Source organism: Microbacterium trichothecenolyticum, assembly GCF_041938625.1.
In the GTDB taxonomy this organism is placed as follows: Bacteria; Actinomycetota; Actinomycetes; order Actinomycetales; family Microbacteriaceae; genus Microbacterium; species Microbacterium trichothecenolyticum_D.
Genome location: NZ_CP169427.1, coordinates 661,316 through 687,621, shown reverse-complemented (window position 1 = coordinate 687,621; position 26,306 = coordinate 661,316). Strand labels below are relative to the sequence as shown.

The window sequence follows — 26,306 nt, the reverse complement described above, 5'->3', positions numbered from 1 at the left end:
CTCCGTTGAGGTGGTTCGGTCAGCCGAGCAGCGGCTTCTGATTCGCCTGCTGGGTCAGATACTCGTCGCGCGCGCGCTGCGTGCTCTCGAGGGTCGAGACCTCCGGCACCGGCACATCCCACCAGCCGGCGCCGTCGGGCGCGTAGACGAGCGGGTCGCTGTTGATGTGGATGAAGGTCGAGCGGTCGGAGGCCTTCGCCTGCGCCACGGCTGCCTTCAAGTGGTCGATGGCCGAGGCGCCGGGGGTGATCTCGATGACGTCGAGGCCGTAGCTGCGGGCGTTCATCGCGAGGTCGACGGGGAGGATCTTCTCGCCCTGGAAGTTGCGGGCCTCGCCGTCGTATTCGCGGTACCAGGTGCCGAAGCGCTCGGAGCCGACGGTCTCGGACAGGTGGCCGATGGACGCGTAGCCGTGGTTCTGGATGAGCACGACGATGAGCTTGATGCCCTCGGCCACCGCCGTGACGAGCTCGGTGTTGAGCATGAGGTACGAGCCGTCGCCGACCATCACGATCACGTCGCGGTCGTCGCCGTCGGCGAGCAGACCGCGCTTGGCGCCCAGGCCGCCGGCGATCTCGTATCCCATGCAGGAGAAGGCGTACTCGACGTGATACCCGAGCGGGTCGCGCACGCGCCACAGCTTGTGCAGATCACCGGGAAGCGACCCGGCCGCCTGCACGATGACGTCCTCCGGTGCGCTGGTCGACTGCACCGCCCCGATGATCTCGGGCTGGCCGGGCAGCTCGAGGCCGGACGGCGCGAAGGCGTTGTCGACCGTCTTGTCCCACTCGGCCTTCTCACGCGCGATGCGCCCGCTGTACTCGCGCGAGATCTCGAAGCCCTCGAGCTCGATGGCGAGCTCCGCCAGAGCCTCGCGGGCGTCGGCGATGACCGGCAGCTGCGAGCCGTGCTTGTACGCGTCGAAGGAGGCGACGTTGATGTTGACGAACATGACGTCGGGGTTCTGGAACGCGGTGCGCGACGCGGTCGTGAAGTCGCTGTACCGCGTGCCGATGCCGATGATGACGTCGGCCTCTGCCGCGAGGCGGTTGGCCGCGAGGGTGCCGGTCGCGCCCACGCCGCCGAGGTTCTGCGGGTGGTCCCAGTTCAGCACCCCACCACCGGCCTGCGACGTGCCGATGGGGATGCCGGTGGCCTCGACGAGTGCGCGCAGCTGGTCCTCGGCGCCGGAGTAGATCACGCCGCCGCCGGCGACGATGAACGGGTTCTTCGCGCCTCGGATCGCAGCGACGGCGCGGGCGAGCGGCCCGCGCTCGGGCAGCGGGCGGCGGAGGTGCCACTCGCGGTCCTGCAGGAACTCCACCGGAACGTCGAGCGCCTCGGCCTGCACATCCTCGGGGAGCGCGATCGTCACCGCGCCGGTCTCGGCCGGGTCGGTGAGCACGCGCATCGCGCCGAGGGCGATCGAGTAGAGCTGCTCGGGGCGCTGCACGCGGTCGAAGAAGCGCGACAGCGGGCGGAACGCGTCCGTGACCTGCAGGCCGATGTCCCACGGCTGCTCGAGCTGCTGCAGCACCGGGTCGGCGACGCGCGTCGCAAAGGTGTCGCTGGGCAGCAGCAGCGCCGGAAGGCGGTTGGTGGTGGCGAGGGCCGCGGCGGTGAGCATGTTCGCAGCGCCCGGGCCGACTGACGCGGCTGACGCGTAGGTGCCGCGACGGCGGTGCATACGGGCGTAGCCGACGGCCTGGTGCACCATCGCCTGCTCGTTGCGCGCCTGGTAGTACGGCATGAGGTCGGGCTGCTGCACGTTGAACTGCTTCAGCGCCTGCCCGATGCCGGCCACGTTGCCGTGGCCGAAGATGCCGAACATGCCGGGGATCGTCCGTTCCCTGATGTCGCCGTCCACGGTCCACTGGCGGGCAAGGAACTCCACGAGCGCCTGGCTGACCGTCATCCGTCTCGTCGCGCCCATCAGCGGTCGCCTTCCTTGTCGTTCGTGAACGGGAGTCGGTCGTCGAATGCCTGTCCGGTCCAGGTGTCGCGCACCCAGGTGTGCTCGGGATCGTCGCTGATCAGCCACTCCCGTTTGGGATCGGGGCCGGCCATGACGTTCAGGTAGTAGAGGTCGTAGCCCGGGGCGGCGACAGCCGGGCCGTGATAGCCGTAGGGCACGAGCGCGATGTCGCCGGTGCGGACCATCGCGTTGATGTCGATGTCGCCCGCCGGGGACGAGTACGTGCTGAACATGCCGAACGAGGCCTCGGCCGCAGCATCCGATCCCGCCATCGGCGCCGTCTCGAAGTAGTAGATCTCCTCGAGGCGCGACTCGTGACCCGGCACGTGCTCGTCGTGCTTGTGCGGCGGGTACGACGACCAGTTCTCGGCCGGCGTGATCACCTCGCACACGATCAGCCGCGCAGCGTCCAGCGCCTGCGGCGTGCCGAAGTTGTGCACCTGGCGGCTCGAGCGACCGGCGCCCCGCAGCTCGACCGGGGTGTCGGATGCCGGGATGTACTGCCACGGGCGGGCCTCCGCCGTCGGAGCCTCGGTGACCGCCACACGTCCGTGGCCGCGGACCTCGGCGGTCGTGCCGGTGGGCAGGTACAGCACGTCGGTCGGGCCGTCGAACACCGACGCGCGACCGTGCAGGCGCGTCTCCCACTCCCCAGGGAAGTGGTGGTGCACGACGCGGAACTCACCGGCGAGTGGCACCACGATGCGCTCGACACCGCGGTCCTCGAGGGGCAGCGTCTCCCCCTCGTGGAGGTCGGCGATGCGGATGCCGGTGTGCTCCCACCCGGGAGTGGTCGCGTCGACGACGCTCTCCCACCCGTCGCGGGCGAGGTCGCCCCGGCGGTGGAACCAGCGCTGGTCCGTAGTGGTCATGTCGTGCTCTCGTGTGTCGATTGTGGGGCACGGATGCCGCGGCCGCGAGTCCCCCGGATCGCGTGGCCGCAGCACCTCTGTGGGCCGGGTCAGTTGTTCTGGGGGAAGCCGAGGTTGATGCCGCCGTGGCTGGCGGGGTCGAGCCAGCGGCTGGTGATGGCCTTCTCGCGGGTGAAGAAGTCGAATCCGTGGACGCCGTAGGCTTTCGCGTCGCCGAACAGGGACTGCTTCCAGCCGCCGAAGGAGTGGTAGGCGACGGGGACGGGGATGGGCACGTTGATGCCGATCATGCCGACCTGCACTTCGTTCTGGAACCGGCGGGCAGCGCCGCCGTCGTTGGTGAAGATCGCGGTGCCGTTGCCGAACTGCCCGGAGTTGATCAGCTCCAGTCCCTCGTCGTACGACTGCACGCGGACGACGGAGAGGACGGGTCCGAAGATCTCCTCCTGGTAGGCGCGGGAGGTGGTGGGGATGTCGTCGATCAGGGTGGGTCCGAAGAAGAACCCGTCCTCGTGCCCGTCGACGGTGAATCCGCGGCCGTCGACGACGATCTTCGCGCCATCCTGCTCGGCGATGTCGACGTAGGACGACACCTTGTCGCGGTGGATGTCGGTGATCAGCGGGCCCATGTCGGGCTCGACGCCATCGGTGCCCGCCCCGTTGCCGATCTTCAGCTGCGCGATCCGCTCGGTGATCTTGCTGATGAGGTCGTCCGCGACGGGTTCCACGGCGAGCACCACACTGATGGCCATGCAGCGTTCCCCGGCGGCACCGTAGCCGGCGTTCACGGCCTGGTCGGCGACGAGGTCCAGGTCCGCGTCGGGGAGCACCAGCATGTGGTTCTTCGCACCACCGAGCGCCTGCACCCGCTTGCCGTGCTTGGACGCGGTCTCGTAGATGTACTGCGCGATCGGCGTCGACCCGACGAAGCTGATCGACTGCACCACCGGAGAGGTGAGCAGGCCGTCGACGGCGAGCTTGTCGCCCTGCAGCACCGTGAACACCCCGTCCGGCAGCCCGGCTTGCTTCCATGCCTCGGCCAGCCACAGCGCGGCGGACGGGTCCTTCTCGCTGGGCTTGAGGATCACGGCGTTGCCGGCGGCGATCGCGATCGGCACGAACCACAACGGCACCATCACCGGGAAGTTGAACGGCGAGATCACCCCCACCACACCCAGCGGCTGCTTCAGCGAGTACACGTCGATCCCGGTCGACGCGTTCTCACTGAACGCGCCCTTGATCAGGTGCGGGAACCCGCACGCCAGCTCCACCACCTCCTGGCCGCGGAGGATCTCTCCCATCGCGTCGGAGAGCACCTTGCCGTGCTCCGCCGTCACGATCCCCGCCAACTCCCCCTTCCGAGCGTTCAAGATCTCCCGGAACGCAAACAGCACGCTCTGGCGGCGGGCGATCGAGTAGTCCTTCCAGATCTGATAGCCGCGCCCGGCGGACGCGATCGCCTCATCGATCTCCGCCTGATCCGCCAACGCGACCCTGGCCGATACGGCACCCGTCGCCGGGTTGTACACCGGCGCGGTACGGCCGGACGACGACGCCCGCTCGGCGCCATCGATCCAATGCGAGACCGCGCGGACGTCGACACCGGCGTCGGTCACCGAAAAGGCAGTCTGAGTAGTGCTCATGAGATTTTCCTTCGTGAGGGTTATTCAAAGGTCGGGGTGGACGAGACCGGCCGCAATGTCCACGGCGGTCGCGACGTCTCCGTCGGGCGGGTAAAGCAGAGTGCGCCCCACGGTCAGGCCGCGCACGCCGGGGAGCGAGAGCGCATCCTCCCAGGCGGCGAATGTCTCGTCGGGGTCGACACCGGAGTCGCCTCCGAGGAGGAGGGTCGGCATGGTCGTGGCCGCCATCACACGCTCCATGTCCTCCACGACCGGCAGCTTCATCCACGTGTAAGCGCTGGACGCGCCGAGCCCCGAGGCGATGGCGATCGACAGGATGACGGCATCCGTCGACAGGTCGTTGACGACCCGACCGTCGACGCGGTTGCTGAGGAAGGGCTCGAGCATGATCGGCAGCCGCGCCGCGGCGGCCTGGGTGACCACGTCGGCCATGGCCGCGAGCGTCGCGACCGTGCCGGGGTCCGCCAGATCGACCCGCACGAGCGTCTTGGCGAAGTCCACACCCGAGGACACCATCGTCGGCACGTCGTAAGCGGTCATCCGGTCGTCTATCTCGAACGACGCACCCCTCAGGCCACCGCGGTTCATCGAACCCACCACGATCTTGTCCTCGAGGAGGCCCAGCGCGGCGAGGTCGTCGATGATGTCGGGAGTTCCCAGCACGCCGTCCACCCCCGGACGGCTGAGGGCTGTGGCCAGGCGGTCGAGCAGATCGTAGCGGTCGGCCATCGCGGTCGGGTTCTTCCCGACGGCGAGCGCGCCGCGCGCAGGATGGTCGGCAGCCACGATGAAGATGCGACCGTCGCCGCGGAGCACGTCGCGTCGACGGCGGTCGGCCAGCGCCGCGCCGATCGAAGCCGGCTCGGTGGCACGGATCTCCCGGAGGCGTGCGAAGTCCTCTGCGGTGAGGAATTGCGTCATCGGGAGGCTCCCGTCTCGAGAATCGCCGAGACCTCGGCCTCGGTGGGCATGGCGGTGGAGCATTCGAGCCGGGATGCGACGACGGCACCGGCGATGTTGGCGAACCGGAGGATGCGCTCGAGGCCCCAGCCGGCGAGGAGCCCGTGGCACAGCGCGCCGCCGAAGGCGTCGCCAGCACCGAGCCCGTTCACCACGTCGACCCAATACGGCGGAACCTCGACCGATTCGTCCTTCGTCTTGGCCAGCACGCCCTTCGGGCCCTGCTTCACCACGGCGAGCTGAACCCCGCGGTCCAGCAGCGCGTCAGCCGCGCGGTGCGGGTCGGTCTCATTGACCGCGACCTCGCATTCCTCGCGGTTGCCCACGGCAACCGTCGAGTATGCGAGCGCCCGCTCGACCTGTACACCAGCTTCGGCCGGGTCGGCCCAGAACATCGGTCGGTAGTCGAGGTCGAACACCGTGTGGCCGTTCTCGCGCGCCTGGAGCGCGGCATGGTGCGCGGCGCGGCTCGGCTCCTGACTGAGACCGGTGGCCGTGAACCACAGGATGCGCGCGCTGCGGACGGCGACGAGGTCGAGTTCGGATGGCGCGATGTTCAGATCGGGGGCCTTGGGCTCGCGATAGAAGTACAGCGGGAAGTCGTCCGGCGGGAAGATCTCGCAGAACGTGACGGGGGTCTTCAGGGTGTCGTCGACCCGCACGTAACGGTTGTCGACGCCCAGGCGCCCGAGCTCGCGCAGCAGATAGCGGCCGAAGGGGTCGGCGCCGACCCGGGAGACCAGCGCGCTGCGGCGACCGTAGCGGGCAGCGGCGACGGCGACGTTCGCGGCGCTGCCGCCCAGGAACTTGCCGAAGGTCTCCACGTCCTCGAGGCCGCGGCCGGACTGGAGGGGGTAGATGTCGACTCCCAGGCGGCCGAAGCTCAGCACGTCGGGAACGAAGATGTTCTCGGTCATACTCCGCTGTACAACTCTCTGATCGAGGATCGGAACTCCGGCTCCGGGATCCGACAGGACATTTGTCCTAACAATAGCACAAGGGGCGCTCAGCACAACCCCGCCTGCGTCCAGCATCGACGATGTTGGACAATATGTAAAGACATTCTGTTGACAGATTGCCAGCTGGGGTTCTACAGTGCGTGACAGCAACGATGCTCGGTGCCCTTGCACCGCACCCGAAAGGACACGAAGACGTGAACACCCGAACCCTCGCGCGCGGCGCCGTCGCCCTGGCGGTCGTGGCCGCTGCAGCTCTCGTCACCACCGCCTGCACCGCCGGAGGCTCCTCGAGCGACAGCGAGTCCGCCGCGACCCTCGACAGCGGCTACGGCTCGCACGCCGAGAACCGAAACGCCTACTTCTTCACGTACTACAACCCGGCCGGAGACCCCTTCTGGGCCCAGATCTTGAACGGCGGAGAGGATGCCGCCGCTCTGGGCGGCCTCGAGCTCACCCACCAGACCGCTGAGGGCGACCCCGACAAGATGGTCGACCTCGTGCAGACAGCGATCGCCACCGACCCGAGCCTGATCTTCATGCCGTTCAACGAGGGCGAGAAGTGGGTCGGCGTCGCCTGCGACGCCGCCGACGCCGGCATCACCGTCATCGCCTACAACGTCCCCGCCCCCGAGAGCGCCGCCGACTGCGTGAAGGGCTTCGTCGGACAGGACTTCTTCGAGGTCGGCACCTACGTCGGCGAGCGTCTCGTCGAGGAGGCGGGCCTCGGCTCCGGCGACAAGGTGCTCTTCCCGGCTGAGGAGCCCGAGCAGCAGTACGCCATCCAGCGCGGCGGCGGCGTGCAGGAGTCCCTCGACGAGGTCGGCGCGAAGGGCGAGTTCCTCCGCACGTCCGGCAACGACGAGGAGGCGCTCAACTCGCTCACCGCGTGGCTGACCGCCAACCCCGACGTGGCGGCCATCGCCCCGCTGGGCGGCACCCCGCACCGCAACATCGTCGCGGCGATGGAGGCAGCGGGCATCACCGCACCCGTGGTGGGCTTCGACACCTCGCCACAGGTGGTCGCCGGCATCAAGAACGGCGACATCATCGCCACGGCCGACCAGCAGGGCTATGTACAGGGCTTCCAGGCGGTCACCCAGGGCGTGCTGTTCCTCGACTTCGGCCTGTCCCCCGCCAACATCAACTCCGGCGGTCAGGGCCTCATCGATGCGACCAACGTCGAGCTGCTCGAAGACGAGAGCCTCGAGGGCGTTCGATTCTGATTCGAGCGGGGGGCGGATGCCGCATCCGCCCCCCGCTCCGAACAACCGGCGCGGGCGAGGATGCCCGCGCAGAAAGGTGACAGTGATGTCCACCCCCACCCCCGGCTCCGGCGAGCACGTGCTCACCGCGCCCGCCCCGACGGAGGCCGTCACCACCGGTCGCCGCCTGGCCGACAACCAGCCGCGCACCGTCGGCGAGCGGTTCCGCGAGTCCATCCGCTACAGTCGCGGCCGCGGCGCGCTCGAGATCGGCATCATCCTCACGGCGGTGCTCATCGGCTTCATCATCGCCGGCATCGTCTCGCCCGCCCAGTTCCCGTTCCTCTCGGCTTCCAACCTCTCCGGCGTCATCTCGCAGAGCATCCCCGTGCTCGCCCTCATGGGCATCGCCGCGGGCATCCTGATGGTCGCAGGCGAGTTCGACCTCTCGCTCGGCGCCAACGTCGGGTTCTCGGCCATCGTCTTCATCAACGTCTCCGAGGCTTTCGGCTGGGGCTGGGGCATCCCGGCCGCGCTGCTGGTCGCCACCTCCATCGCGCTGGTCAACGGCGTCATCGTCGTGGTGACCAAGATCCCGTCGTTCATCGCCACACTCGGCATGGGGTTCTTCTGGACGGGCGCCAGCATCTTCGTCAACGGCACGTCACCGGCGATCCTCGTCGACGCGAAGGATGATGTGCTGACCCAGCTGTTCGCAGGCGACTTCGGCTTCTTCCGGTCGCAGCTGCTCTGGCTCGTCATCATCGGCTTCGCCGCATGGGTGTTCCTGCACCGCCACAAGGCGGGCAACCACATCTATGCGGTCGGGGGCAACGCGTCCGCGGCCAAGGCGATCAGCATCAATCCCGCTCGGGTGCGTCTGCTGGCTTTCGCGGTCTTCGGGCTCCTCATCGGGTTCGCCTCGATCCTGATCTCGGTGCGCACCGGCTCGATGCAGCCGGGCAGCACCGACGACTACACCCTCATGGCGATCGCTGCGGCGGTCGTGGGGGGAACGTCACTCAACGGTGGGCGCGGCTCGGTGATCGGCATGATCGTCGGCGCCGCCCTGATCCGCCTCATCGAGAACGGCCTGATCCTGGCGAAGGCGCCCGGGTTCTACATCCAGCTCTTCGTCGGACTCATCATCGTGATCGCCGCTGTGTTCAACAAGCTCATGGAAGGAAAGGCGTCATGACCGCCGACGACTACCTGCTGCGCCTGGAAGGCGTCACCAAGCGCTACGGCGCCAACACGGTTCTCAAGGACGTGTCGTTCGACATCGGCAAGGGCGAGGTCGTCGGCCTCCTGGGCGACAACGGCGCGGGCAAGTCGACGCTCGTCAAGATCATGTCGGGCGTGGTGCCGATGACCTCCGGGGCCTACTACTGGGACGGCGCTGCCGTGCCGACCGTCAATCGCCAGGCCACCGAGGCGCTCGGCGTGGAGACGATCTTCCAGGATTCGGCTCTGGTGCCGCAGATGTCGATCACCCGCAACATCTTCATGGGTCGCGAGATCACCAATCCGCTCGGCATCATGAAGCTGAAGAAGATGAACGAGATCGCCACCGAGATCCTCGACACCGTGGTGACGATCGAGGGCATCAAGAGCGCCAAGCAGCTTGTCTCTTCGCTGTCAGGCGGTCAGGCTCAGGCCGTGGCCATCGCGCGCGCCGTGCATTTCAAGCGGAGCCTGCTGATCCTCGACGAGCCCACCTCCGCACTCGCCGTGCGGGCGACGGAGGCGCTGCTGGACTACCTGCGCCACCTGCGGGACGAGGGCGTCAGCTCTGTCCTCGTCACCCACAACCTGCACCACGCCTATCAGGTCTGCGACCGGCACATCGTGATGAACCACGGCCGGAAGATCCTGGACGTCCGTCGGGAGGAGACGAGCGTCGAAGAACTCACGGCGGCTGTCGTCGAGGGCGAAGTCGGCATCCGCCGCCTCCGGGCGGGGACATTCTGACCCGGGTGGTGGCGGTTCCCCGTACGGCCACCGCCACCGTTCCGCCGTACCGCGCGGCCCCGAATCCGACCGGACAAACCGTGGTCCAGGTACGATTGTCGGGACAATAAGCGTTGCTATCAGGTCGCGCTCGAGGAGGAGGTCTCGATGACGGATGCCAGCACGATGTGGGTCGAAGACGTCCTCGCCGACCTGGATCGCACAGGTCCGGTCCCGCTCTACTTCCAGGTCTCCAGCACGCTCGAAGCGGCGATCCGCTCGGGCCGCATCCCGGCCGGCGCCCGGCTCGAGAACGAGATCGCGATCGGCCAGCGGCTTGGACTGTCGCGCCCCACCGTGCGGCGCGCGATCCAGGAGCTGGTCGACAAAGGGCTCCTGGTTCGGCGCCGCGGGATCGGGACCCAGGTGGTTCAGGGTCAGGTCACGCGCCAGGTCGAGCTCACCAGCCTCTACGAAGACCTCAAGAACGCGCAGCACGAGCCGGGCACCCGCGTGCTGACGCACGAGATGCGACCCGCTGAGGCGGGGGCCGCCGAGCACCTCGGGATTCCGGTGGGCAGCGACATCGTGTACCTCCGGCGCCAGCGCCTCACGGACGGGGTCCCGGTAGCGCTCCTCGAGAACTACCTGCCTCCCGAGTTCGGTGACATCACCACCGAGCAGCTCGAGGCGCGAGGGCTGTACCAGATCCTCCGCGCCCGCGGCGTGACGATCCGCATCGCCAACCAGAAGATCGGCGCCCGGCGCGCGCACGGCGACGAGAGCGAGCTGCTCGGCATCGACAAGGGCGGTCCCGTCCTGACCATGGAGCGCGTCGCCTTCGATGCGTCCGGCCGCGCCGTCGAGTTCGGCCATCACTGCTATCGCCCCGACATGTACAGCTTCGAGACGACGCTCGTCGCGAAATAGCGCACCGGGCGGACGCGAGCGTAGACGTCGAGCAGAGTCACCGAGGTGACGCCGGGGAAGGTCGGCGGGGGCGTGGTCGCGGCGGGTCCCTTCTTCGCGACTCAGGCGACGACCGGCTGGAGGCGGCCCGGGAAGGGCATCCGTGTCTATTCGGTGGTGCGGGTCTCGAGCTCGGCGCGGGCGGCCTCGATCGCCACCTCGGTCGCGGAGTACCCGTGCTCGGGGCCGGGGAACACCCCACCCCGGACCTCGCGCGCATACGCCGCGACGCCGGCCACCATGTCGGGGCCGATGGCGCCGTAGCGCTTGACGAAGGCGGCCGTCTTGCCCTCCGTGATGCCGAGCAGGTCGTGGATCACCAGCACCTGGCCGTCGGCGGGACCGGCGCCGATGCCGATCACGGGGATCTCGAGCGCCGGAAGCACGACCGCGGCGACATCTGCCGGCACCGCCTCGATCACGAGCACGCTCGCGCCGGCGTCCTGCACGGCGAGGGACTCGCGCACGATGCGCGCGGCCGACTCGGCGGTGCGCCCCTGGGCGCGGAGGCCGCCGAGCGCGACGGCCGTCTGCGGCGTGAGACCCACGTGGGCGACGACGGGGATGCCGGCCTCGGCGATCGCGCGGATGCGGCTGAGCCGCGCCTCTCCCCCGCCCTCGAGCTTGACGGCGTCGGCACCCGCCTCCTTGACGAATCGGATCGCCGTCTGCACGGCCTGCTCGTCCGACACCTCGGTCGACCCGAACGGCAGGTCCGCCACCACGAACGCGGACTGCACGCCGCGGCGCACGGCGCCGGCGAGCACGAGCATCTCCTCGACGGTGACCGCGACGGTCGAGTCGTGCCCGAGCACGACCTGCGCGCCGGAGTCGCCGACGAGCACCATGTCGACCTCGGCCTGCTCGGCGACGCGGGCGGTCGGGTAGTCGTACGCCGTGATCATCACGATCGGCTCGCGGCGGGCCTTCATCTCGGCGAGTCGCTGCAGGGTGACCTGTGCGCGCATCACGCACCTCCTAGGACGGTGTTGTCGATGAGCCGCGTGCCGCCGACCCTGGCCGCGATCGCGACCAGCACGGGTGCGTCGACGACAGCGACGGGGGCGAACGTGATCGGGTCGACGAACGCCACATACTCGGGACGGATGCCGGCTGCCTCGAGCGTGTGCAGCGCCCGGGCCCGCAGCGCCGCGGTGTCGGCGATGCCTGCGGCCGCAGCATCCGTCACCTCCTGCAGAGCGCGCGGAATCGCCAGGGCCTGCGCGCGCTCGTCGGGCGAGAGGCGCGTGTTGCGGCTGGAGCGGGCGAGGCCGTCGGCATCGCGCGACGTCGGGCAGATGACGAGGTCGACGGGGATGCCGAGGTCCGCGACGAAGCGGCGGATGACGGCGACCTGCTGCGCGTCCTTGGCGCCGAAGTACGCGTGGTCGGGGAGCGCCGCGAGCAGCAGCTTCGTCACCACCGTGGCGACGCCGTCGAAGTGGGCGCGGCCGCGCTCGGCGCCCTCGAGGGTCTCGGCGATCGGGCCGCCGACGCTGACGGTGGTGGCGAAGCCGTCGGGGTAGACCTCCGACGCGTCCGGGGCGAACACGACGTCGACCCCCTCGGCCTCGGCGAGCGCGAGGTCAGCCTCCTCGGTGCGGGGGTACGCCGCGAGGTCGGACTGCTCGGTGAACTGGGCCGGGTTGACGAAGATCGTCATGACGACGGTGTCGTCGGTCCCACGGGCGGCGCGGAGGAGCGTCGCGTGGCCTTCGTGGAGGGCGCCCATCGTCGGGACGAGGCCGATGCTTCCGCCGTGGCGATCACGCAGAGCAGTGCGCAGGTCGGCGACGGTGCGGACGACGATCATGAGCCCACCCCCTGGCGCGCACGGAGGTCGCGTGTCGCGGCGACGAGGGCGTCGAAGAGCGCGGCACGCTCGGGCAGCCGCTCGGCGACGGCGGCGCGTTGGCCCGCGACCGTCTCTTCGTCGCCGCGGGCGATGGGTCCGGTGAGGGCGGCCGCGCCGTGGGCCTCCCAGTTCGCGACCGTCGCGCGCACGAGCGGTGCGAGCGCCTCGCGCGGGACTCCGGCGGTCGCCGCCAGCTCCTCGGCGAACGACTCGAGGGTCACGAGGAAGTTCGAGGCGATCGACGCCGCCGCGTGGTACGCGGGGCGGTCGGCGTCGGAGACGTCGAACGGATGCATGCCGAGCGTCTCGGCGAGCAGGTGGGCGGTGGCGAGGGCTCGTTCACTCGAGCCGGCGAGCGCCGCGGGCACGCCCCCGAACGAGGTCTCGCCGGTGACGGTGGTGAGCGGATGGATGCTGAGCGCCTCGTGCGGTGCGAGCGGCTCGAGCGTCGTCGCACCTGAGAAGTGCCCCACGAGGCGATCCGGTGCGATGAGCGCCGCGGCGGCGCCGATCTCGGCATCCGGCACCGCCAGCAGCACGAGGTCGGCGTCCTGGCCCGTCGCACCGCGGCCGAGCGGACCCTGCACCTCGACGCCCGCGTCCCGGAGCGCAGACCCGATCGCGCGGCCGACGCGCCCGTCGCCGACGATCGCGACGCGGGCAAGCGCGTGCGCGGGGTGCGAGTCCGGCATCGTCGTCGTCTCCCGTCACGGCGCATGGATCCGGTCCAGGACGGCTGAACCAGGTTCAAAAATACCCGAGACGCCGCCGGCGGTGCCCACGGGCACCTCCTCCCGTGCCGACGGGCCCCTCGTCCCCTACGCCGGGCCGCATCGATCGAGACTCTCACCCTCGAGCCTGCATCCTTCAACAGGTCAACCGGGCTTGCGCCGGACGATTCTCGCTGTTGGCTCCTGTGGAACCCCGGTTGACCTGTTGAAGCACTCTGCGCGGGCCGGGCTGGGCCGGCCGAGGACTCGGGGCGGAGCATCCGCCCGCGTTCGTGAACGGCACCGGCCCCCGACCGGCGAGGATCGGGGGCCGGCGCTTCCTGCCCTGCTACGCCTGGGCGGGCACCTTGTACGCGACGTGGACACGGCCGATCTCGCCGTCGAACGCGAACGGCATCTTGTCGGCGTACGCCCGCGACACCGCACCGCCATAGGCGCGCCCGACGTCGAGGCAGTCGTTCGCCGAGAACAGCAGCGGCGCGCTGACCGGCACCGTGCCCGACGCGACCTCCGTGCCGTCGACCCTCAGCACGACACTGAGTGGGCCGCCGGGACGCGGCTCGAGGTACGAGGTCTCGATCTCGATCGTATGGTCGCCGGCGGCGAGCGGCTCGGACGCCGCGACCGTCGTCCGCTGCACCAGGAAGAGGTTGTACTCGTACGTCAGAACACCGTCGACCACGAACGCCGTGAGGCCGCCACCGGCTCCGCCGAGCTTGTACAGCACGCCGTCGGCCTTGTCGCCGACCTTCACCTCGATCGTCACCACGTTCGGCTTGTTGCCCAGCGCGGGAGCGCAGAACTCCGGCACGCGGGACGTGTCGCCGGTGAACTCCCACTCGGTGTAGGGCGGGGTGATGCGCAGTTCCGGGTGGAACGGCACGACCCACAGCCCACCGCCGACGGGGAGCACCTTGTTCTTCGCCGCCTCGATCGCGAAGAGCTCTTTGAGCCCGGCGAGCTTCTCGGGGTGCTGGTCGGCCAGGTCCTTCGACTGGCTCCAGTCCTCGTCGAGGTTGTAGAGCTCCCACTTGTCGTCGTCAGGCGTCCACGTCTGGATGCCGGCCGGCATGCCGGGCACCCACGGCAGGCGCGGACCGGTCGTCGAGGCGATCCAGCCGTCCTCGTAGATCGACCGGCTCGCCATGATCTCGAAGTACTGCACGCGGTGCCGCCCCTCCGCGGTCTTGTCGTCGATCGAATACGCGAAGCTCGTGCCGTCGATCGGGTCCTGCGGGATGCCGTTCACGGTGTCGGGATGCGAGATCCCGAGGATCTCGTAGATCGTCGGCGCCAGATCGATCACGTGGTGGAACTGGGTGCGCGGCACGGGGTCGTGCTCGATGCGCCCGGGCCACTGGATGAACATCGGGTTGCGCGTGCCGCCGAGGTGCGAGGCCATCAGCTTCATGCCCTGGTACGGCGAGGAGCCCGCCCATGCCCAGGCCGCGTGGTACTGGTTGTCGGTCGCCGGCGTGCCCAGCGCGTCGAGACCGCCGAGCTCCTCGAGAGCCGCGATGTGCTGGTCGATCGTGGTGGGGATCATGTTCTGCGCGAGCAGCTCGCTGATCGTGCCGTTCTGGCCCTCGCCCGATGAGCCGTTGTCGCCCCAGATGTAGATGACGATCGTGTCGTCGGCGTACCCCAGCCGCTCGAGCTCGTCGACCACACGGCCGGCCTGCACGTCGGCGTGCTCGCCGAACCCGGCGCACACCTCCATGAGACGGGCCTGGAACGGCTTCTGGTGGTCGGGGATGTCGTCCCAGCCCTGCAGCGACTCCGGCCGGGGCGTGAGCACGGCATCCTCGGGGACCCAGCCCGCCGCTTTCGCGCCGGCGAGCGCGTCCTCGCGGTACGCGTCCCACCCGTCGTCGAAGACGCCCTTGTACTTGTCAGCCCATTCCTTGTGCACGTGGTGCGGGCCGTGGATGGCGCCGGTCGCCCAGTACATGAAGAAGGGCTTGTCGGGCGAGAGCGCCTTGTGGTCGCGCAGCCACGCGATCGCGTCGTCGGCGATGTCCTCGCTGAGGTGGTAGCCCTCCTCGGGCGACTTCGGCGGCAGCACCGACGTCGTGTTGCGCACCAGGTTCGGCTCGTACTGCGACGCCTCGCCGGCGAGGAACCCGTAGAAGTACTCGAATCCGTTGCCGGTGGGCCAGTTCTCGTAGGGCCCGGCCTTGGTGGTCTCTTCGGCGGGCGTGTTGTGCCACTTGCCCCACGCGGCGGTCGAGTAGCCGTAGTTGCGCAGCACCTCGGCCATGGTGGCGCTCGACTTGGGGATGTGGCCCGAGTAGCCGTCCCAGTCGTTGGCGAGTTCGGCGATCTGGCCCGCGCCCACACGGTGGTGGTTGCGGCCGGTGAGCAGCGAGGCGCGAGTCGGCGAGCACATCGACGTCGTGTGGAAACGGTTGTAGCCGATGCCGCCCTGACGGATGCGGTCGAGCGTCGGGGTCGCCACCTTGCCGCCGAGCGGCGCGGGCAGCGCGGGACCCGCGTCGTCGATGAGGATCACGAGCACGTTCGGCGCGTCCTCGTTCAGGTGGCGCTCCGGCGGCAGCGGCGAATACGTCGACTCGGCGAGCGTGCGCCCCGCGTAGCTGCCCGAGGGCTTCGGCGGGAAGGGCAGCGTGCGTGCGGGAGGAAGCGGGTCCCCCACGATGGATGTGCGGTCGTCAGCGGTCATGCGTGTCTCCTGTCCCCGAGCAGTGAGCGGGCACAGCGGCCCCCCAGTCGCCACGGTATCGAGCGGCGCGCGGGGAGGGCATCATTCGCATCGCGTGAACTCCACCGCGAGGGTGAACAGTGCGTGACGGCGGACGAGGACCGCCGGGGGTCGAGGCGGGGTCTGCGCACGCAGAGGCGCGACCTTCCTGCCACTACCAGGATATCCGGGGGTGGGGGCCTTGCGGCAAGGGCCCCTCGAGGGCGCATACTGGTCGGTCGCGACGCTCCCCCGCCCCGCTCCCCCTCTCACTGACTCCGCCCGAACCGCGTCGCGAAGCCGCCAGGAGCCGATGCCGTGAACTCCCTTCCGATCAGCGATTCGCACCCGTCCTCCCGTTCAGCCGACGCCACCGCGTTCCACCTCCCCGCGCGCCTCGCCGCCAAGTCCGACCCGGTACTCATCGGCGGCGACGAGCAGCACTTCGCCGCGATCGCCGACACCCTCGCGCGCTCGATCGCGGGACTCGAGCAGCGCCTCGACGAGCTGCGCCGCCGCCCCGGCGGGCACGGCCAGGCGGGCGTCGAGCGCGACATCGAGATTCACCGGGTCTCGGCGCGGCTGCGAGTGCTGCGCCGCTTCGGGGTCGACGCGTGCCTCGGCCGCATGGTTCCCGCCGACGGCTCGGACCCCGTCTACATCGGGCGATTCGGACTCACGGATGCTGCGGGCCGACGCCTGCTCGTCGACTGGCGCACGCCCGCCGCCGGGCCGTTCTTCGGCGCCACGCACGCGAAACCCTCCGGCCTCGCGAGCCGCCGCCGCTACCGCTGGACCAGCGGCCACGTCACCGACTACTGGGACGAGGTCTTCACCGCCGAGGGGCTCGATCACAACGCGGCGCTCGACGACCAGTCCGCGTTCATCGCGAGCCTCGGGGCCAGCCGGTCGCCGCGCATGCGCGATGTGCTGGGCACCATCCAGGCCGACCAGGACGCGATCATCCGCGCCGGCTCACGCGGGGCGCTCGTCGTCGACGGTGGCCCCGGCACGGGCAAGACCGTGGTGGCGCTGCACCGCGCCGCGTACCTCGTGTACTCCGACCCGCACCTCGGCGAGGGGCGCGGCGGCGTGCTGTTCGTCGGCCCGAGCCCCGCGTACCTCTCCTACGTCGAGGACGTGCTCCCGAGCCTCGGCGAGGAGAGCGTGCAGACCTGCACCGTGCGCGACCTCGTGGCGGAGGGTGCGGCCGCAGGTCCCGAGACCGATCCTCTCGTGGCCCGCCTCAAGGCCGACGCCCGCCTGGTCGACGCCATCGAGCCCGCCGTCCGGCTCTACGAGGAGCCGCCCACCGAAGGCCTCCTCGTCGAGACACCGTGGGCCGAGCTGTGGCTCGCACCCCAGGACTGGGCCGAGGCGTTCGCGTCGGCCGAGGCGGGCCTGCCGCACAACGAGGCGCGCGACCAGGTCTGGGAGACGGTCCTCGACATCCTCACCGACCAGGTCGACGGCGAAGAGGTGCCGCGGCACCAGCTGCGCCGGGCGCTGGCCCGCAACGAGGAACTGACGCGCGCCTTCGGTCGCGCGTGGCCGCTGGTCGAGGCATCCGTTCTCGTGTCCGATCTGTGGAGCGTCCCCGCGTATCTGCGCCGCTCGGCGCCATGGCTCGAACCGGATGAGATCGAGGCGCTGCAGAGGACGGATGCTGCGGCCTGGACCACCGCGGACCTGCCGCTGCTCGACGCGGCCCGGCGACGGCTGGGTGACCCGGGCGCGTCACCGCGCCGGCGGGAGCGCGAGGCGAAGCTCGCGCAGGAGCGGGAGTACATGGCGCAGGTCGTCGACCGTCTGAAGGAGGCCGGCGACGAGATGATGCAGTGGCTCGACGGCGACGACCTGCGCAACAGCCTCGTCGACGAGTCGGTGCTCGACGAGGTCGACGCCGACCTCCTCGCGGGGCCGTTCGCGCACGTGATCGTCGACGAGGCGCAGGAGCTGACCGATGCGGAATGGCGGATGCTGCGGGCTCGCTGTCCGTCGCGCAGCTTCACCGTGGTCGGCGATCGGGCGCAGGCGCGGCACGGCTTCCACGAGTCGTGGCAGGAGCGCCTGGAGCATGCCGGTCTGACCGAGGTCGGCGTGTCGTCGCTCACGATCAACTACCGCACGCCGAGCGAGGTCATGGCCGAGGCCGAGCCGGTGATCCGGGCGGCGATCCCTGACGCGAACGTGCCGACGTCGATCCGGTCGAGCGGGGTGCCGGTGCGCCGCGGCGCGGTGTCAGAGCGCGATGCGGTGGTGGCGGAGTGGCTGGAGGCGCACGCCGAAGGCGTGGCCTGCGTCATCGGCGACCCGTCGTTCGCGCCCCGGGAGCGGGTGCGCTCGCTCACCCCCGAGCTCGCGAAGGGTCTCGAGTTCGACCTCGTCGTGCTCGTCGAGCCGTCGACGTTCGGCGATGGGATCGAGGGCGCCGTCGACCGCTACGTCGCGATGACCCGCGCGACCGAGCGGCTCGTGGTTCTGGAGGGTTGAGCGATGGGGCTCGTCAGCACTCCACGACGTTGACGGCGAGGCCGGCGGCGCTGGTCTCCTTGTAGCGGGACGACATGTCGGCGCCGGTCTGGCGCATGGTCTCGATCGCGGTGTCGAGGTCGACGATGTGGCTGCCGTCACCGAGCAGCGCCAGTCTGCTCGCGGTCATCGCGGTCGACGCCGCGACGGCGTTGCGCTCGATGCAGGGGATCTGCACGAGACCCGAGACCGGGTCGCAGGTCAGCCCCAGGTGGTGCTCGATCGCGATCTCGGCGGCGTTCTCGATCTGCGCGGGCGTGCCCCCGCGGACCGCGGTGAGGCCCGCGGCCGCCATCGCGCAGGCGCTGCCCACCTCGGCCTGACATCCCGCTTCGGCGCCGGAGATCGAGGCGTTGGCCTTGATGAGCGACCCGATGGCGGTCGCGGTGAGGAGGAAGGCGCGGAGGAGTCCGGGATCGAAGCCCGTCGGCGCGGCCGCTTGGTACAGCACGGCCGGCAGCACCCCGGCGGCACCGTTCGTCGGTGCGGTGACGACCCGACCGCCCGCGGCGTTCTCCTCGTTGACCGCGAGGGCATAGACGGACACCGCTTCGGCAGCATCCGTCGATCCGCCCCGCTCGACGAGCTGCCGCCATGCAGCGGCCGCACGTCGCGGAACCCGAAGCCCGCCGGGGAGAACCCCGTCCGAGTGCAAACCCCTCTCGATGCACGCGCGCATCGCCGCCCAGATCGCGTCCAGACCGGCCTGTGCGGCGGCGGCGCCGTGAACGGCTGCCTCTGTCTGCCACGCGATGTCGGCGATGGTGCGGCCTCGGGCGAGATCGAGGAGTTCGCGCATCGTGCGGAAGCGCGGCGCGTCCGCGGTCGCCTCGGGCCGCACCCCCGCCCCCGCACCGGCGGACTCGTCCCCCACCCTGCGGATGAACCCCCCGCCGACCGACAGATACGCCTCTTCGACGACCCCGCCTCCGGCGGTGAGCTCGGCCGTCAGCAGCAGAGAGTTCGGGTGCCCGTGCGGCCGCTCGCGTGACGCGAACACCAGGTCTTCGCGCACGAACGGGACACCCCCGATATCGAGGGACACCCCGGACTCCAGCAACGCCCACCCGCCGTGCACGACCACCGGATCCACCGTCTCGGGCCGGTGTCCGCGCAGACCCGCGATGACGGCATCCGGTGTCCCGTGTCCGATGCCCGTCGCCGCGAGGGACCCGTGCAGGCGGCAGCCGAACCGCACGACGTCCGCCAGGACACCGGCGCGGGCGAGCCGGGCCCGGAAGTCCGCGGCCGCGCGCATCGGACCGACGGTGTGCGAGCTCGACGGGCCGATGCCGATCGAGAAGAGGTCGAGCGCGGAGGTGTAGACCCCGCGCTCGACCTCGACGGAGACGCCCGTCATCAGCCCCACAGTCCCAGGGCGAACTCGGCGACGACGGCCGACAGGAGGAAGGATGCCGCGATCGCGACGGTTCCGACCGGGATGATCTTCCAGCCGATGCTCTTGAGCATCGGGAGGTCCTTGCCGAGGCTCAGGCCGGCGATCGTCAGCATGACGGTGATGAGCGACAGGAAGTCGATCGTGTTCGATACCGTCGTGAACCAGCCGGCGACCGGCGAGACGGGCGACGTGAGGAAGGCTCCGATCGTCATGACGACGATGATCGCGGGAACCTTGCCGCGGGTGACCTTGGCCAGAGCGAGCCCGCCCGCGACGAGCGCACCCATGACGACGTACGCGATGACCATGTCCCACGAGAAGCCCTTGGCGGCGATCGTCGCGACGACGAGCCCGGCGAACCCGATGATGAGCAGCGACACCCACAGGGGCACCTTGACCGTGGGCTTCTCGAGCACCGTCTCCTCGACGGTCTTCACCGCCGACGTCGGCATCGCCCCGGTCGCCTTGGGGCGACGGCCCGGAAGGGTCGCGTCCTTGTTGCGCGTGAGCAGCTTGTAGAAGCGGTCGGCGAGCGGCAGCGACACCCACACGCCGACGTACACGCCGAGGACGCCGGTGATGAGGTTCGAGGTGGCAGCGAGCGCGAGCACCTGGTCCTGCATGTCGGGGTGCGCCGAGATGATCACCGAGGCGGCGGCCGCCATCATCGAGCCCGAGCCGACGCCGGCGCCCATCGCGAGCGCGAGCGGGTCGAAGATTCCGAGCGACGCGGCCAGCGAGGCGATGAGGCTCACGATGACGGCGCCGAAGATCGTGCCGAAGACGTACATCGACAGCACGCCGCGGTACTGCGGCGAGTCGGAACCGTAGCGCTCGCTCACCATCGCGAACGAGCCCTCGCGGTCGATCGAGAAGGTCGCGCCGACGGTGGCCGGTCCCATGCGCAGCAGCACGGCGAGCGGAAGGGCCAGCGCGATCGTGCCGAACAGGTGGCCGACCTCCTGCAGCAGCAGGGCGGGCCCGGCTTGCAGGAGCATCGGGATGTTGGGGCCGATCGTGAACGACAGGCGGGCGCAGAGGAAGAGCACCGCGACGCCCATGATGACCGTGGCGGCCTGCTGCAGATCGATCGGCAGCGGCTTGAGGCGCTGGCCAGAGACGACGGCGCCGGCGGTGATGCCCCAGATCATCGGCAGCAGCGTCACCGAGGCGATGCCGAGCGGGATGACGATCGGGCCGATCGCCTGCGCGCCGGCGGAGATCGCGACGACGAGTCCGATGAGGATCCACAGCCGGGGACTGCGGAGGCCGAGGGCGACGGCCGTGGCCGCCCTCGCGATCGGGCTCGATGAGTTTCCGGTGGAGGCGTCATCGCCTGTACGGGTGTGAGTGGTCATTTCGGGTTCTCCAGGTGGGAAGGCTTCGCGGCCCCGGCGAGCGGGATCGGTCATGCCTCGAGCGTGATCCGGGTCGCCCCGGCGGGGCGCTCGGCGGTGCGGTGGAGCAGGTCGGCGCGCAGGGCGTCGTCCAGGGCGACGTCGAGCACCGTCCACGCGAGGATCGTGGCGGCGTCGATGACGGCCTCATCGGCTGCGGGCGTGGCCGCAGCCGCGGTGAACTCGGGGTTGTGGGCGGGGCCCGACTGCCCGAGGAACGCGATGGTGGGGTGGATCGTCGGCACGACCTGCGACACGTTGCCCATATCGGTGGATCCGCCGCCGAGCGGGGCGGGGCTGATCGTGCGGCCGCGGGCGACGAGGTTGGCATCCCACAACGCGCCGAGGGCGTCGTCGTGCTTCATGGGGGCGTACGGATGCTCGGTCGGAGCCCACTCCCACCGGCATCCCGTCGCGATCGCGGCGCCTTCGAAGCATGCGAGCACGCGCTTCTTCATTTCGCGCCACACGTCGATGTCGTAGGCGCGCAGCTCGACCTGCACGACGGCACGGTCGGGGATGATGTTCGTCGCCTCACCACCGAGCGAGACGAACGCGTTGAGGTTCGTCTCCTTCGGCAGCTGCTGACGCAGGAACGCGATCGACGTCTGCGCGATCGCGGCCGCGGAGCCGGCGTTGAGGCCCTGTTCCGGCATGCCGGCCGCGTGAGCCGTGCGGCCGTGGAAGACGACCTCGAAGCGGTCGACCGCCGTGGAGCGGAAGCTCGTCGCCGAGATGTCCTGCCCCGTCATACCGTGGACCATGAGCGAGAAGTCGACGTCCTCCCACGCGCCCTCGAGCAGCATGGCGACCTTGCCGCCCCCGTGCTCCTCGGCCGGCGTGCCCAGCAGCTTGATCCGCAGGCCCGCGGCGTCGGCGAGCGGAGCGAGCGCCAGCGCGGCGCCCACGCCCGATGCCGCGATGACGTTGTGCCCGCAGCCGTGCCCGATGCCGGGCAGCGCGTCGTACTCGGCGCAGATCGCGACCGTGAGACCGCCGGTGCCGTATACCGCTTCGATCGCGGTCTCGACGCCGTACGCACCGACTTCGACCTCGAAGCCCGCGTCCTGAAGGGTGCGCGCCACCAGAGCAGCGGCTTCATGCTCCTCCCACGAGAGCTCGGGGTTCTCGTGGATCGCATGGCTCAGTCCGATGAGCTCGTCGCGACGAGCGTCGACGGCGGTGGCGGCGCGGTCCTTCAGCTCGGTGATCGTCACAGCTTCCGTGGTGGTCGGGCTCACGGTGGGTCCTCTCTGGGCGTTGCGAACGTTGCGGATATGGTGCGCGTTCGCATGTTTCGACTCCGTGAAGATGCTTGATATCTGCGGAAATCAAGGCTGCAATGCGGGACACTGGAGTCCGGGATCGGTTCCAGGGAGGTCGCGGATGCAGGAGATCTCGCTCGACGCCGTCGATCGCCGGCTCGTGCACGCATTGCAGATCGAGCCGCGCGCGAGCTGGAACGAGCTCGCCCCCGTCATCGGCGTCGATGCCAGTACCCTCGCCCGTCGCTGGGCTCGCCTGCGCGACGAGGGCATCGCCTGGGTCACCGGGCACTCGACCGAGGGTCAGCTGTCGCTGATGGAGATCGACTGCGAACGGGCGAAATTGGATGCCGTCGTCCAGGAGCTCCAGCGAGACCCCGCCGTGTACGTGCTGGATGTGACATCCGGCTCGCGCGACCTCATGGCACTGGTGTTCGCACGCGACATCTCCGGGCTGTCGGATTACGCGCTGCACCGACTCGGACGGCTCGATGGCGTGCGATCCGTACGCACGCACCTGGCCAACGAGACGCTGATCGACGGAGGGAGCTGGCGTCTGCGCGCCCTCGACCCCGCCGAAGCGCAGCACGTGCGGCCGCCGCGTCCGCCGCGGCCGCGCGCTGCACAGCGGGTGCCCGACGACCTGCGCGCCGTGATCGAACAAGAGGTCTGGGCCGACGGGCGCGTGCCGGTCGCGACGATCGCCGAGCGCAGTGGCTTCGCGCCTCAGCGCGTCGCAGACGCACTGGCGACCCTGCGGGCGCGCGGCAGCCTTCGCTTCCGCACCGACATGGCGCGTGCGGCGTCGGGCTGGCCGATCTACGCCTGGTACTTCGTCGAGGCTCCGGCCCAGCTGCTCGAGGCGGCCCGTCCCGCGATCACATCGGTGCCCGAGGTGCGGCTCGCGTTCACCGCCGCCAGCAGGTACAACCTCGTCCTCGCAGTATGGCTCCGCCGCCTCGCCGACGTGAACCGCTTCGAGGTCGCGTTGGAGTCAGCGCTGCGCGGGGCGCGCATCGGGGACCGCGCCGTGGTCCTCCGCATCGCGAAGCACATGAATCAGACCGTGGGCGCCGACACGCGCGCGACCGGGTTCGCCGGGCCCGCAGCCAGCGCGTAGATCCACTCCGCAGCTGAGCGAGGTGGACACGTCCTGCGGGCAGGCAGACGGGAATGCGTGACCCGCGCCCAGACCGTTGCCGACCGCATCGTGAGCGAGGCGGATGCCTCGGGGTTTCGGGCTCACGGATTGCATGTGCTCGCGGGTGACGACGTCGCCGAACACCGGTGGACCGCGGACCTTCGCGAAGACCTCCACCCGGCCGCGAAGGGCTTCTGCGTGATCGCGGCGGGCATCGCCGCGGATGTGGGTCTGAAGCGGCGCGACGTGCCGTGATGAATCAGCCGCGCTGCACGTAGTGACGCACGGTGTCGTCCCTCTCGACGAGGAAGCGGTCGTCCTCCGGGTAGTACACCGCCTTGTCGATGTCGTCGCCTGCGAATCCTCGGATGCTGTCCAGGCTGTCCCACCGCGAGACGGTCAGGATCTCCGTCAGGCCGCCGGCGAGTTCGCGCGTCAGCGTCCAGGCGTCCTTGTTTCCCCGAGCCGCGCGATACTCCTCGATGCCCGTCCGCTCGACATAGTCGACATATTCGTCGCGGTCTTCCGTGCGGATCACTCCACGCCATATCCGCACGACGTACCGATGGTGGCTGTGGTCTGCGAGGTCGGGCTCCGCCCGCGCGACGTCGGCGACCTCCTCCTCGGGGCGCGGCGGGATGTTCTCGTCGATCTCGAGCTCGGGGATGCTCGACTCACCCGGCCCCGGAACATGGGCATGAGAGAAGTGCTCGTCATAGCTGGACACCGCGACTCCTTCCTTCAGCGACAGTCACAGCGTAGATCGGCGGGTGTCAGCGCACCCGCAGTTCCTCCGGCAGCACCACGACGTCGACCAGCGCGCCGTTGCGCCAGACCGTCATCTCCATGCGGCGGCCGATCGCGCCCTCGACCATGCGCCGCTGCAGCGCCGTCGGGTCGGCGATCGTGACGCCGTCGAGTGAGAGCACGATGTCGCCGATGCGGGCGCCGGCCACCGCGGCGGGGCTGTTCGGCACGACCGAGACCACCTGCATCCCGACCCTCGATCCCGCCTTCGCTGCGACGTCAGGGCCGAGGGGCACCGTCGAACCCGCGATGCCCAGCCAGGCTCGCCGCACGCGGCCCGCGACCCGCAGGGCGTCGATGATCTCGCGGGTCGTCGCGTTGATCGGCACCGCGAGGCCGAGTCCGATGCCGGCGACCGCCGTGTTGACCCCGACCATACGGCCGGCGCTGTCGGCGAGCACGCCGCCGCTGTTGCCCGGATTGAGGGCCGCGTCGGTCTGGATCACCTCGTCGATGACGCGCCCCGACCGCGTCGGCAGCGACCGCCCGAGCGCCGACACGATCCCCGCCGTCACGCTGCCCGAGAACCCGCGCGGGTTGCCGAGGGCCACGACCAGCTGCCCCACCCCGAGCTTCGAGGCATCCCCCATCGTCAGCGGCGGCGGAGTGTCGACGTCCGCGCGCAGGACGGCGAGGTCCGACAGAGGATCGGCACCGATGACGGATGCTGCCGCCACCGTGCCGTCCGGAAACGCGACCTCCACCCCCACCGCACCCTCGACGACATGCGCGCTGGTGAGCAGGTGTCCCTCAGACGTGATCACCGACGCGCTGCCGGCTCCCGCCCCCTGCCGCGTGCGCACGCTCACGGCCGCGACGGACGGCAGGACGATCTGCGCGACGCGCATGACCGCCGAGGAGTAGGCGTCGAGCGCCTCCTGGTCGTCCACGAGACCAGTGTCGACCCGTCACAGATGCTGCGGCGGAAGTTCGCCGACGGCGGAAGCGTCAGGGCACAGCATCCCACCAATCCAGCACTCGCGTGCCGATCAGCGTGAGCCACCGCGAGGGCTCCCCCTCGGCGACGTCGACGTCGAACCAGGTGCGACCAGGCAACGGCGTGGTCTGCAGCCAGGTGCCGTCGGGCTGCCGGGCGGCGCGCACGACCTCCACGGCGTCGGCGATCCGCGGGTCGGGCGGAGTGCCCTCGAGCAGCGCGACGTCGCGGAAGTGGTCGAGTGCGACCAACGCGCTGTAGCGGTGCCGGTTCGGGTAGACGAACCGCGTCACGAAGTCGCCGACCACCTCGCCGGTCGTCGCCCGGTTCATGAGATGACGTGACAGGAGATACTCCTCGCCGCCGTGCCGGGCGTCGCGCATGCTCGTATCTCCCGCGATGCGCTCGTACGCGAGGATGCCGCGCGCCGCGTTGATCGTCGAGTGGAACGAGGAGCGCACCGAGTCGCCTTCCTCGGCCTCGCAGTTCCAGCCGCCGTCGGCCAGCCGATGCTCGGGGAACCATGCGACGAGCCGCGACACGTCGGCGCCCAGCCAGGCGCCGCTCGCCAGGGTGTACGAGTTGATGCAGACGTCGACCTCGCCACCCCAGTACGGCAGGCCGTCGTACTCCCACCGGCTGTTCGCGCCGAGCTTGTCGGCGGTGCCGTCGAGCGCCGTCGCATCGACGCCCCACTCGCGGAGGTCTTTCAGCACCCACGTCGTCGCGACCCAGGGCTGACCGGGCTCGTCCTGCTCGGCGCTTCCGAAGAAGCCGGCCGGGAAGAAAGCGCCCCCGGCCCACTGGCCGTCGGCGTCCTGTTCCGCCAGCAGCCGAGCACCGTACCCCTCGGTCGCGACACGCGCACGCGTCGCCTGCCAGACCTCGGGCGAAGCCCCCGCGAGATCGCGCTCGACCTGCCAGCGCAGGGCCGGGTCGGAGTCGAGCAGCCAGTCGAGCAGATCCTGATCGATGGTCATGCGGGCAGGCTAGCCACCGCCGCCGACAACG

22 protein-coding genes are annotated in these 26,306 nt (G+C 70.2%); 7 read left to right on the top strand and 15 right to left on the bottom strand.

The window, feature by feature from the left end; genetic code table 11:
• Positions 1–19 precede the first annotated feature (19 nt).
• The 5 genes from iolD to iolC all read right to left on the bottom strand — a co-directional run bounded on the left by iolD (position 20) and on the right by iolC (position 6,367).
• The gene (iolD, locus tag ACEYYH_RS03175) at positions 20–1,933 is read right to left on the bottom strand and encodes a 3D-(3,5/4)-trihydroxycyclohexane-1,2-dione acylhydrolase (decyclizing) (RefSeq protein WP_374976842.1); all 1,914 of its coding nucleotides are present in this window, start codon (positions 1,931–1,933) and stop codon (positions 20–22) included.
• Entirely contained in the window at positions 1,933–2,847 is a 915-nt protein-coding gene (iolB, locus tag ACEYYH_RS03170) for a 5-deoxy-glucuronate isomerase (protein WP_374976841.1), read from the bottom strand. The genes iolD and iolB overlap by 1 nt, the downstream gene beginning before the upstream one ends.
• Positions 2,848–2,936: 89 nt before the next feature.
• Positions 2,937–4,490 (bottom strand): CoA-acylating methylmalonate-semialdehyde dehydrogenase, encoded by a 1,554-nt coding sequence (locus tag ACEYYH_RS03165; RefSeq protein WP_374976840.1) that lies wholly within the window; start codon positions 4,488–4,490, stop codon positions 2,937–2,939.
• A gap of 24 nt (positions 4,491–4,514) precedes the next feature.
• The gene (locus ACEYYH_RS03160) at positions 4,515–5,411 is read right to left on the bottom strand and encodes a class I fructose-bisphosphate aldolase (protein WP_374976839.1); all 897 of its coding nucleotides are present in this window, start codon (positions 5,409–5,411) and stop codon (positions 4,515–4,517) included.
• Positions 5,408–6,367 (bottom strand): 5-dehydro-2-deoxygluconokinase, encoded by a 960-nt coding sequence (iolC, locus tag ACEYYH_RS03155; protein WP_374976838.1) that lies wholly within the window; start codon positions 6,365–6,367, stop codon positions 5,408–5,410. Before iolC ends, ACEYYH_RS03160 begins: the two co-directional genes overlap by 4 nt.
• A 236-nt stretch (positions 6,368–6,603) precedes the next feature.
• Between iolC and ACEYYH_RS03150 the strand changes: the two genes are divergently transcribed.
• From ACEYYH_RS03150 to ACEYYH_RS03135, 4 genes are all read left to right on the top strand, one after another.
• Complete coding sequence (locus ACEYYH_RS03150) at positions 6,604–7,632, top strand: substrate-binding domain-containing protein (RefSeq protein ID WP_374976837.1); 1,029 nt, start codon at positions 6,604–6,606, stop codon at positions 7,630–7,632.
• A gap of 85 nt (positions 7,633–7,717) precedes the next feature.
• Positions 7,718–8,809 carry an ABC transporter permease gene (locus ACEYYH_RS03145; protein WP_374976836.1) on the top strand — a complete coding sequence of 364 codons (1,092 nt, stop codon included), beginning with the start codon at positions 7,718–7,720 and terminating at the stop codon, positions 8,807–8,809.
• Positions 8,806–9,582 carry an ATP-binding cassette domain-containing protein gene (locus tag ACEYYH_RS03140; protein WP_374976835.1) on the top strand — a complete coding sequence of 259 codons (777 nt, stop codon included), beginning with the start codon at positions 8,806–8,808 and terminating at the stop codon, positions 9,580–9,582. The genes ACEYYH_RS03145 and ACEYYH_RS03140 overlap by 4 nt, the downstream gene beginning before the upstream one ends.
• Before the next feature lie 147 nt (positions 9,583–9,729).
• Complete coding sequence (locus tag ACEYYH_RS03135) at positions 9,730–10,491, top strand: GntR family transcriptional regulator (protein WP_374976834.1); 762 nt, start codon at positions 9,730–9,732, stop codon at positions 10,489–10,491.
• A 146-nt stretch (positions 10,492–10,637) separates the two neighbouring features.
• Here the strand turns inward: ACEYYH_RS03135 and panB are convergent, their stop codons facing one another.
• The 4 genes from panB to ACEYYH_RS03115 all read right to left on the bottom strand — a co-directional run bounded on the left by panB (position 10,638) and on the right by ACEYYH_RS03115 (position 15,799).
• On the bottom strand, positions 10,638–11,498 hold the full coding sequence (panB, locus tag ACEYYH_RS03130) for a 3-methyl-2-oxobutanoate hydroxymethyltransferase (protein ID WP_374976833.1): 861 nt from the start codon (positions 11,496–11,498) through the stop codon (positions 10,638–10,640).
• Complete coding sequence (gene panC, locus ACEYYH_RS03125) at positions 11,498–12,343, bottom strand: pantoate--beta-alanine ligase (RefSeq protein WP_374976832.1); 846 nt, start codon at positions 12,341–12,343, stop codon at positions 11,498–11,500. The genes panB and panC overlap by 1 nt, the downstream gene beginning before the upstream one ends.
• The gene (locus ACEYYH_RS03120) at positions 12,340–13,077 is read right to left on the bottom strand and encodes a DUF2520 domain-containing protein (protein ID WP_374976831.1); all 738 of its coding nucleotides are present in this window, start codon (positions 13,075–13,077) and stop codon (positions 12,340–12,342) included. The genes panC and ACEYYH_RS03120 overlap by 4 nt, the downstream gene beginning before the upstream one ends.
• Before the next feature lie 367 nt (positions 13,078–13,444).
• Positions 13,445–15,799 carry an arylsulfatase gene (locus ACEYYH_RS03115; RefSeq protein WP_374976830.1) on the bottom strand — a complete coding sequence of 785 codons (2,355 nt, stop codon included), beginning with the start codon at positions 15,797–15,799 and terminating at the stop codon, positions 13,445–13,447.
• A gap of 336 nt (positions 15,800–16,135) precedes the next feature.
• Here ACEYYH_RS03115 and helR point away from each other — a divergent pair, with 336 nt between their 5' ends.
• Complete coding sequence (helR, locus tag ACEYYH_RS03110) at positions 16,136–18,310, top strand: RNA polymerase recycling motor ATPase HelR (RefSeq protein WP_374976829.1); 2,175 nt, start codon at positions 16,136–16,138, stop codon at positions 18,308–18,310.
• Between the two features lie 13 nt (positions 18,311–18,323).
• On the opposite strand, the gene ACEYYH_RS03105 is transcribed toward helR, so the two are convergent.
• The 3 genes from ACEYYH_RS03105 to ACEYYH_RS03095 are packed head-to-tail and all read right to left on the bottom strand — an operon-like array spanning position 18,324 to position 22,386.
• Positions 18,324–19,709 (bottom strand): L-serine ammonia-lyase, encoded by a 1,386-nt coding sequence (locus ACEYYH_RS03105; protein WP_374976828.1) that lies wholly within the window; start codon positions 19,707–19,709, stop codon positions 18,324–18,326.
• Positions 19,709–21,106: a DUF3100 domain-containing protein gene (locus tag ACEYYH_RS03100; protein WP_374976827.1), complete on the bottom strand. Its 1,398-nt coding sequence runs from the start codon at positions 21,104–21,106 to the stop codon at positions 19,709–19,711. Before ACEYYH_RS03100 ends, ACEYYH_RS03105 begins: the two co-directional genes overlap by 1 nt.
• Positions 21,107–21,156: 50 nt before the next feature.
• A complete protein-coding gene (locus ACEYYH_RS03095; protein WP_374976826.1) occupies positions 21,157–22,386 on the bottom strand; it encodes an amidohydrolase in 1,230 nt (409 codons plus the stop codon).
• 145 nt (positions 22,387–22,531) lie between these two features.
• On the opposite strand from ACEYYH_RS03095, the gene ACEYYH_RS03090 reads away from it, so the two are divergent.
• Positions 22,532–23,530 (top strand): Lrp/AsnC family transcriptional regulator, encoded by a 999-nt coding sequence (locus tag ACEYYH_RS03090; protein ID WP_374976825.1) that lies wholly within the window; start codon positions 22,532–22,534, stop codon positions 23,528–23,530.
• A 57-nt stretch (positions 23,531–23,587) separates the two neighbouring features.
• Entirely contained in the window at positions 23,588–23,806 is a 219-nt protein-coding gene (locus tag ACEYYH_RS03085; RefSeq protein ID WP_374976824.1) for a hypothetical protein, read from the top strand.
• A gap of 4 nt (positions 23,807–23,810) precedes the next feature.
• Here ACEYYH_RS03085 and ACEYYH_RS03080 read toward each other — a convergent pair whose 3' ends face one another.
• From ACEYYH_RS03080 to ACEYYH_RS03070, 3 genes are read right to left on the bottom strand one after another with little or no spacing between them, the layout of a single operon-like run.
• Complete coding sequence (locus ACEYYH_RS03080) at positions 23,811–24,278, bottom strand: hypothetical protein (RefSeq protein WP_374976823.1); 468 nt, start codon at positions 24,276–24,278, stop codon at positions 23,811–23,813.
• A 46-nt stretch (positions 24,279–24,324) separates the two neighbouring features.
• Complete coding sequence (locus ACEYYH_RS03075; protein WP_374976822.1) at positions 24,325–25,248, bottom strand: S1C family serine protease; 924 nt, start codon at positions 25,246–25,248, stop codon at positions 24,325–24,327.
• Positions 25,249–25,306: 58 nt separating this feature from the next.
• Positions 25,307–26,275 (bottom strand): squalene cyclase, encoded by a 969-nt coding sequence (locus tag ACEYYH_RS03070; protein WP_374976821.1) that lies wholly within the window; start codon positions 26,273–26,275, stop codon positions 25,307–25,309.
• Positions 26,276–26,306 lie beyond the last annotated feature (31 nt).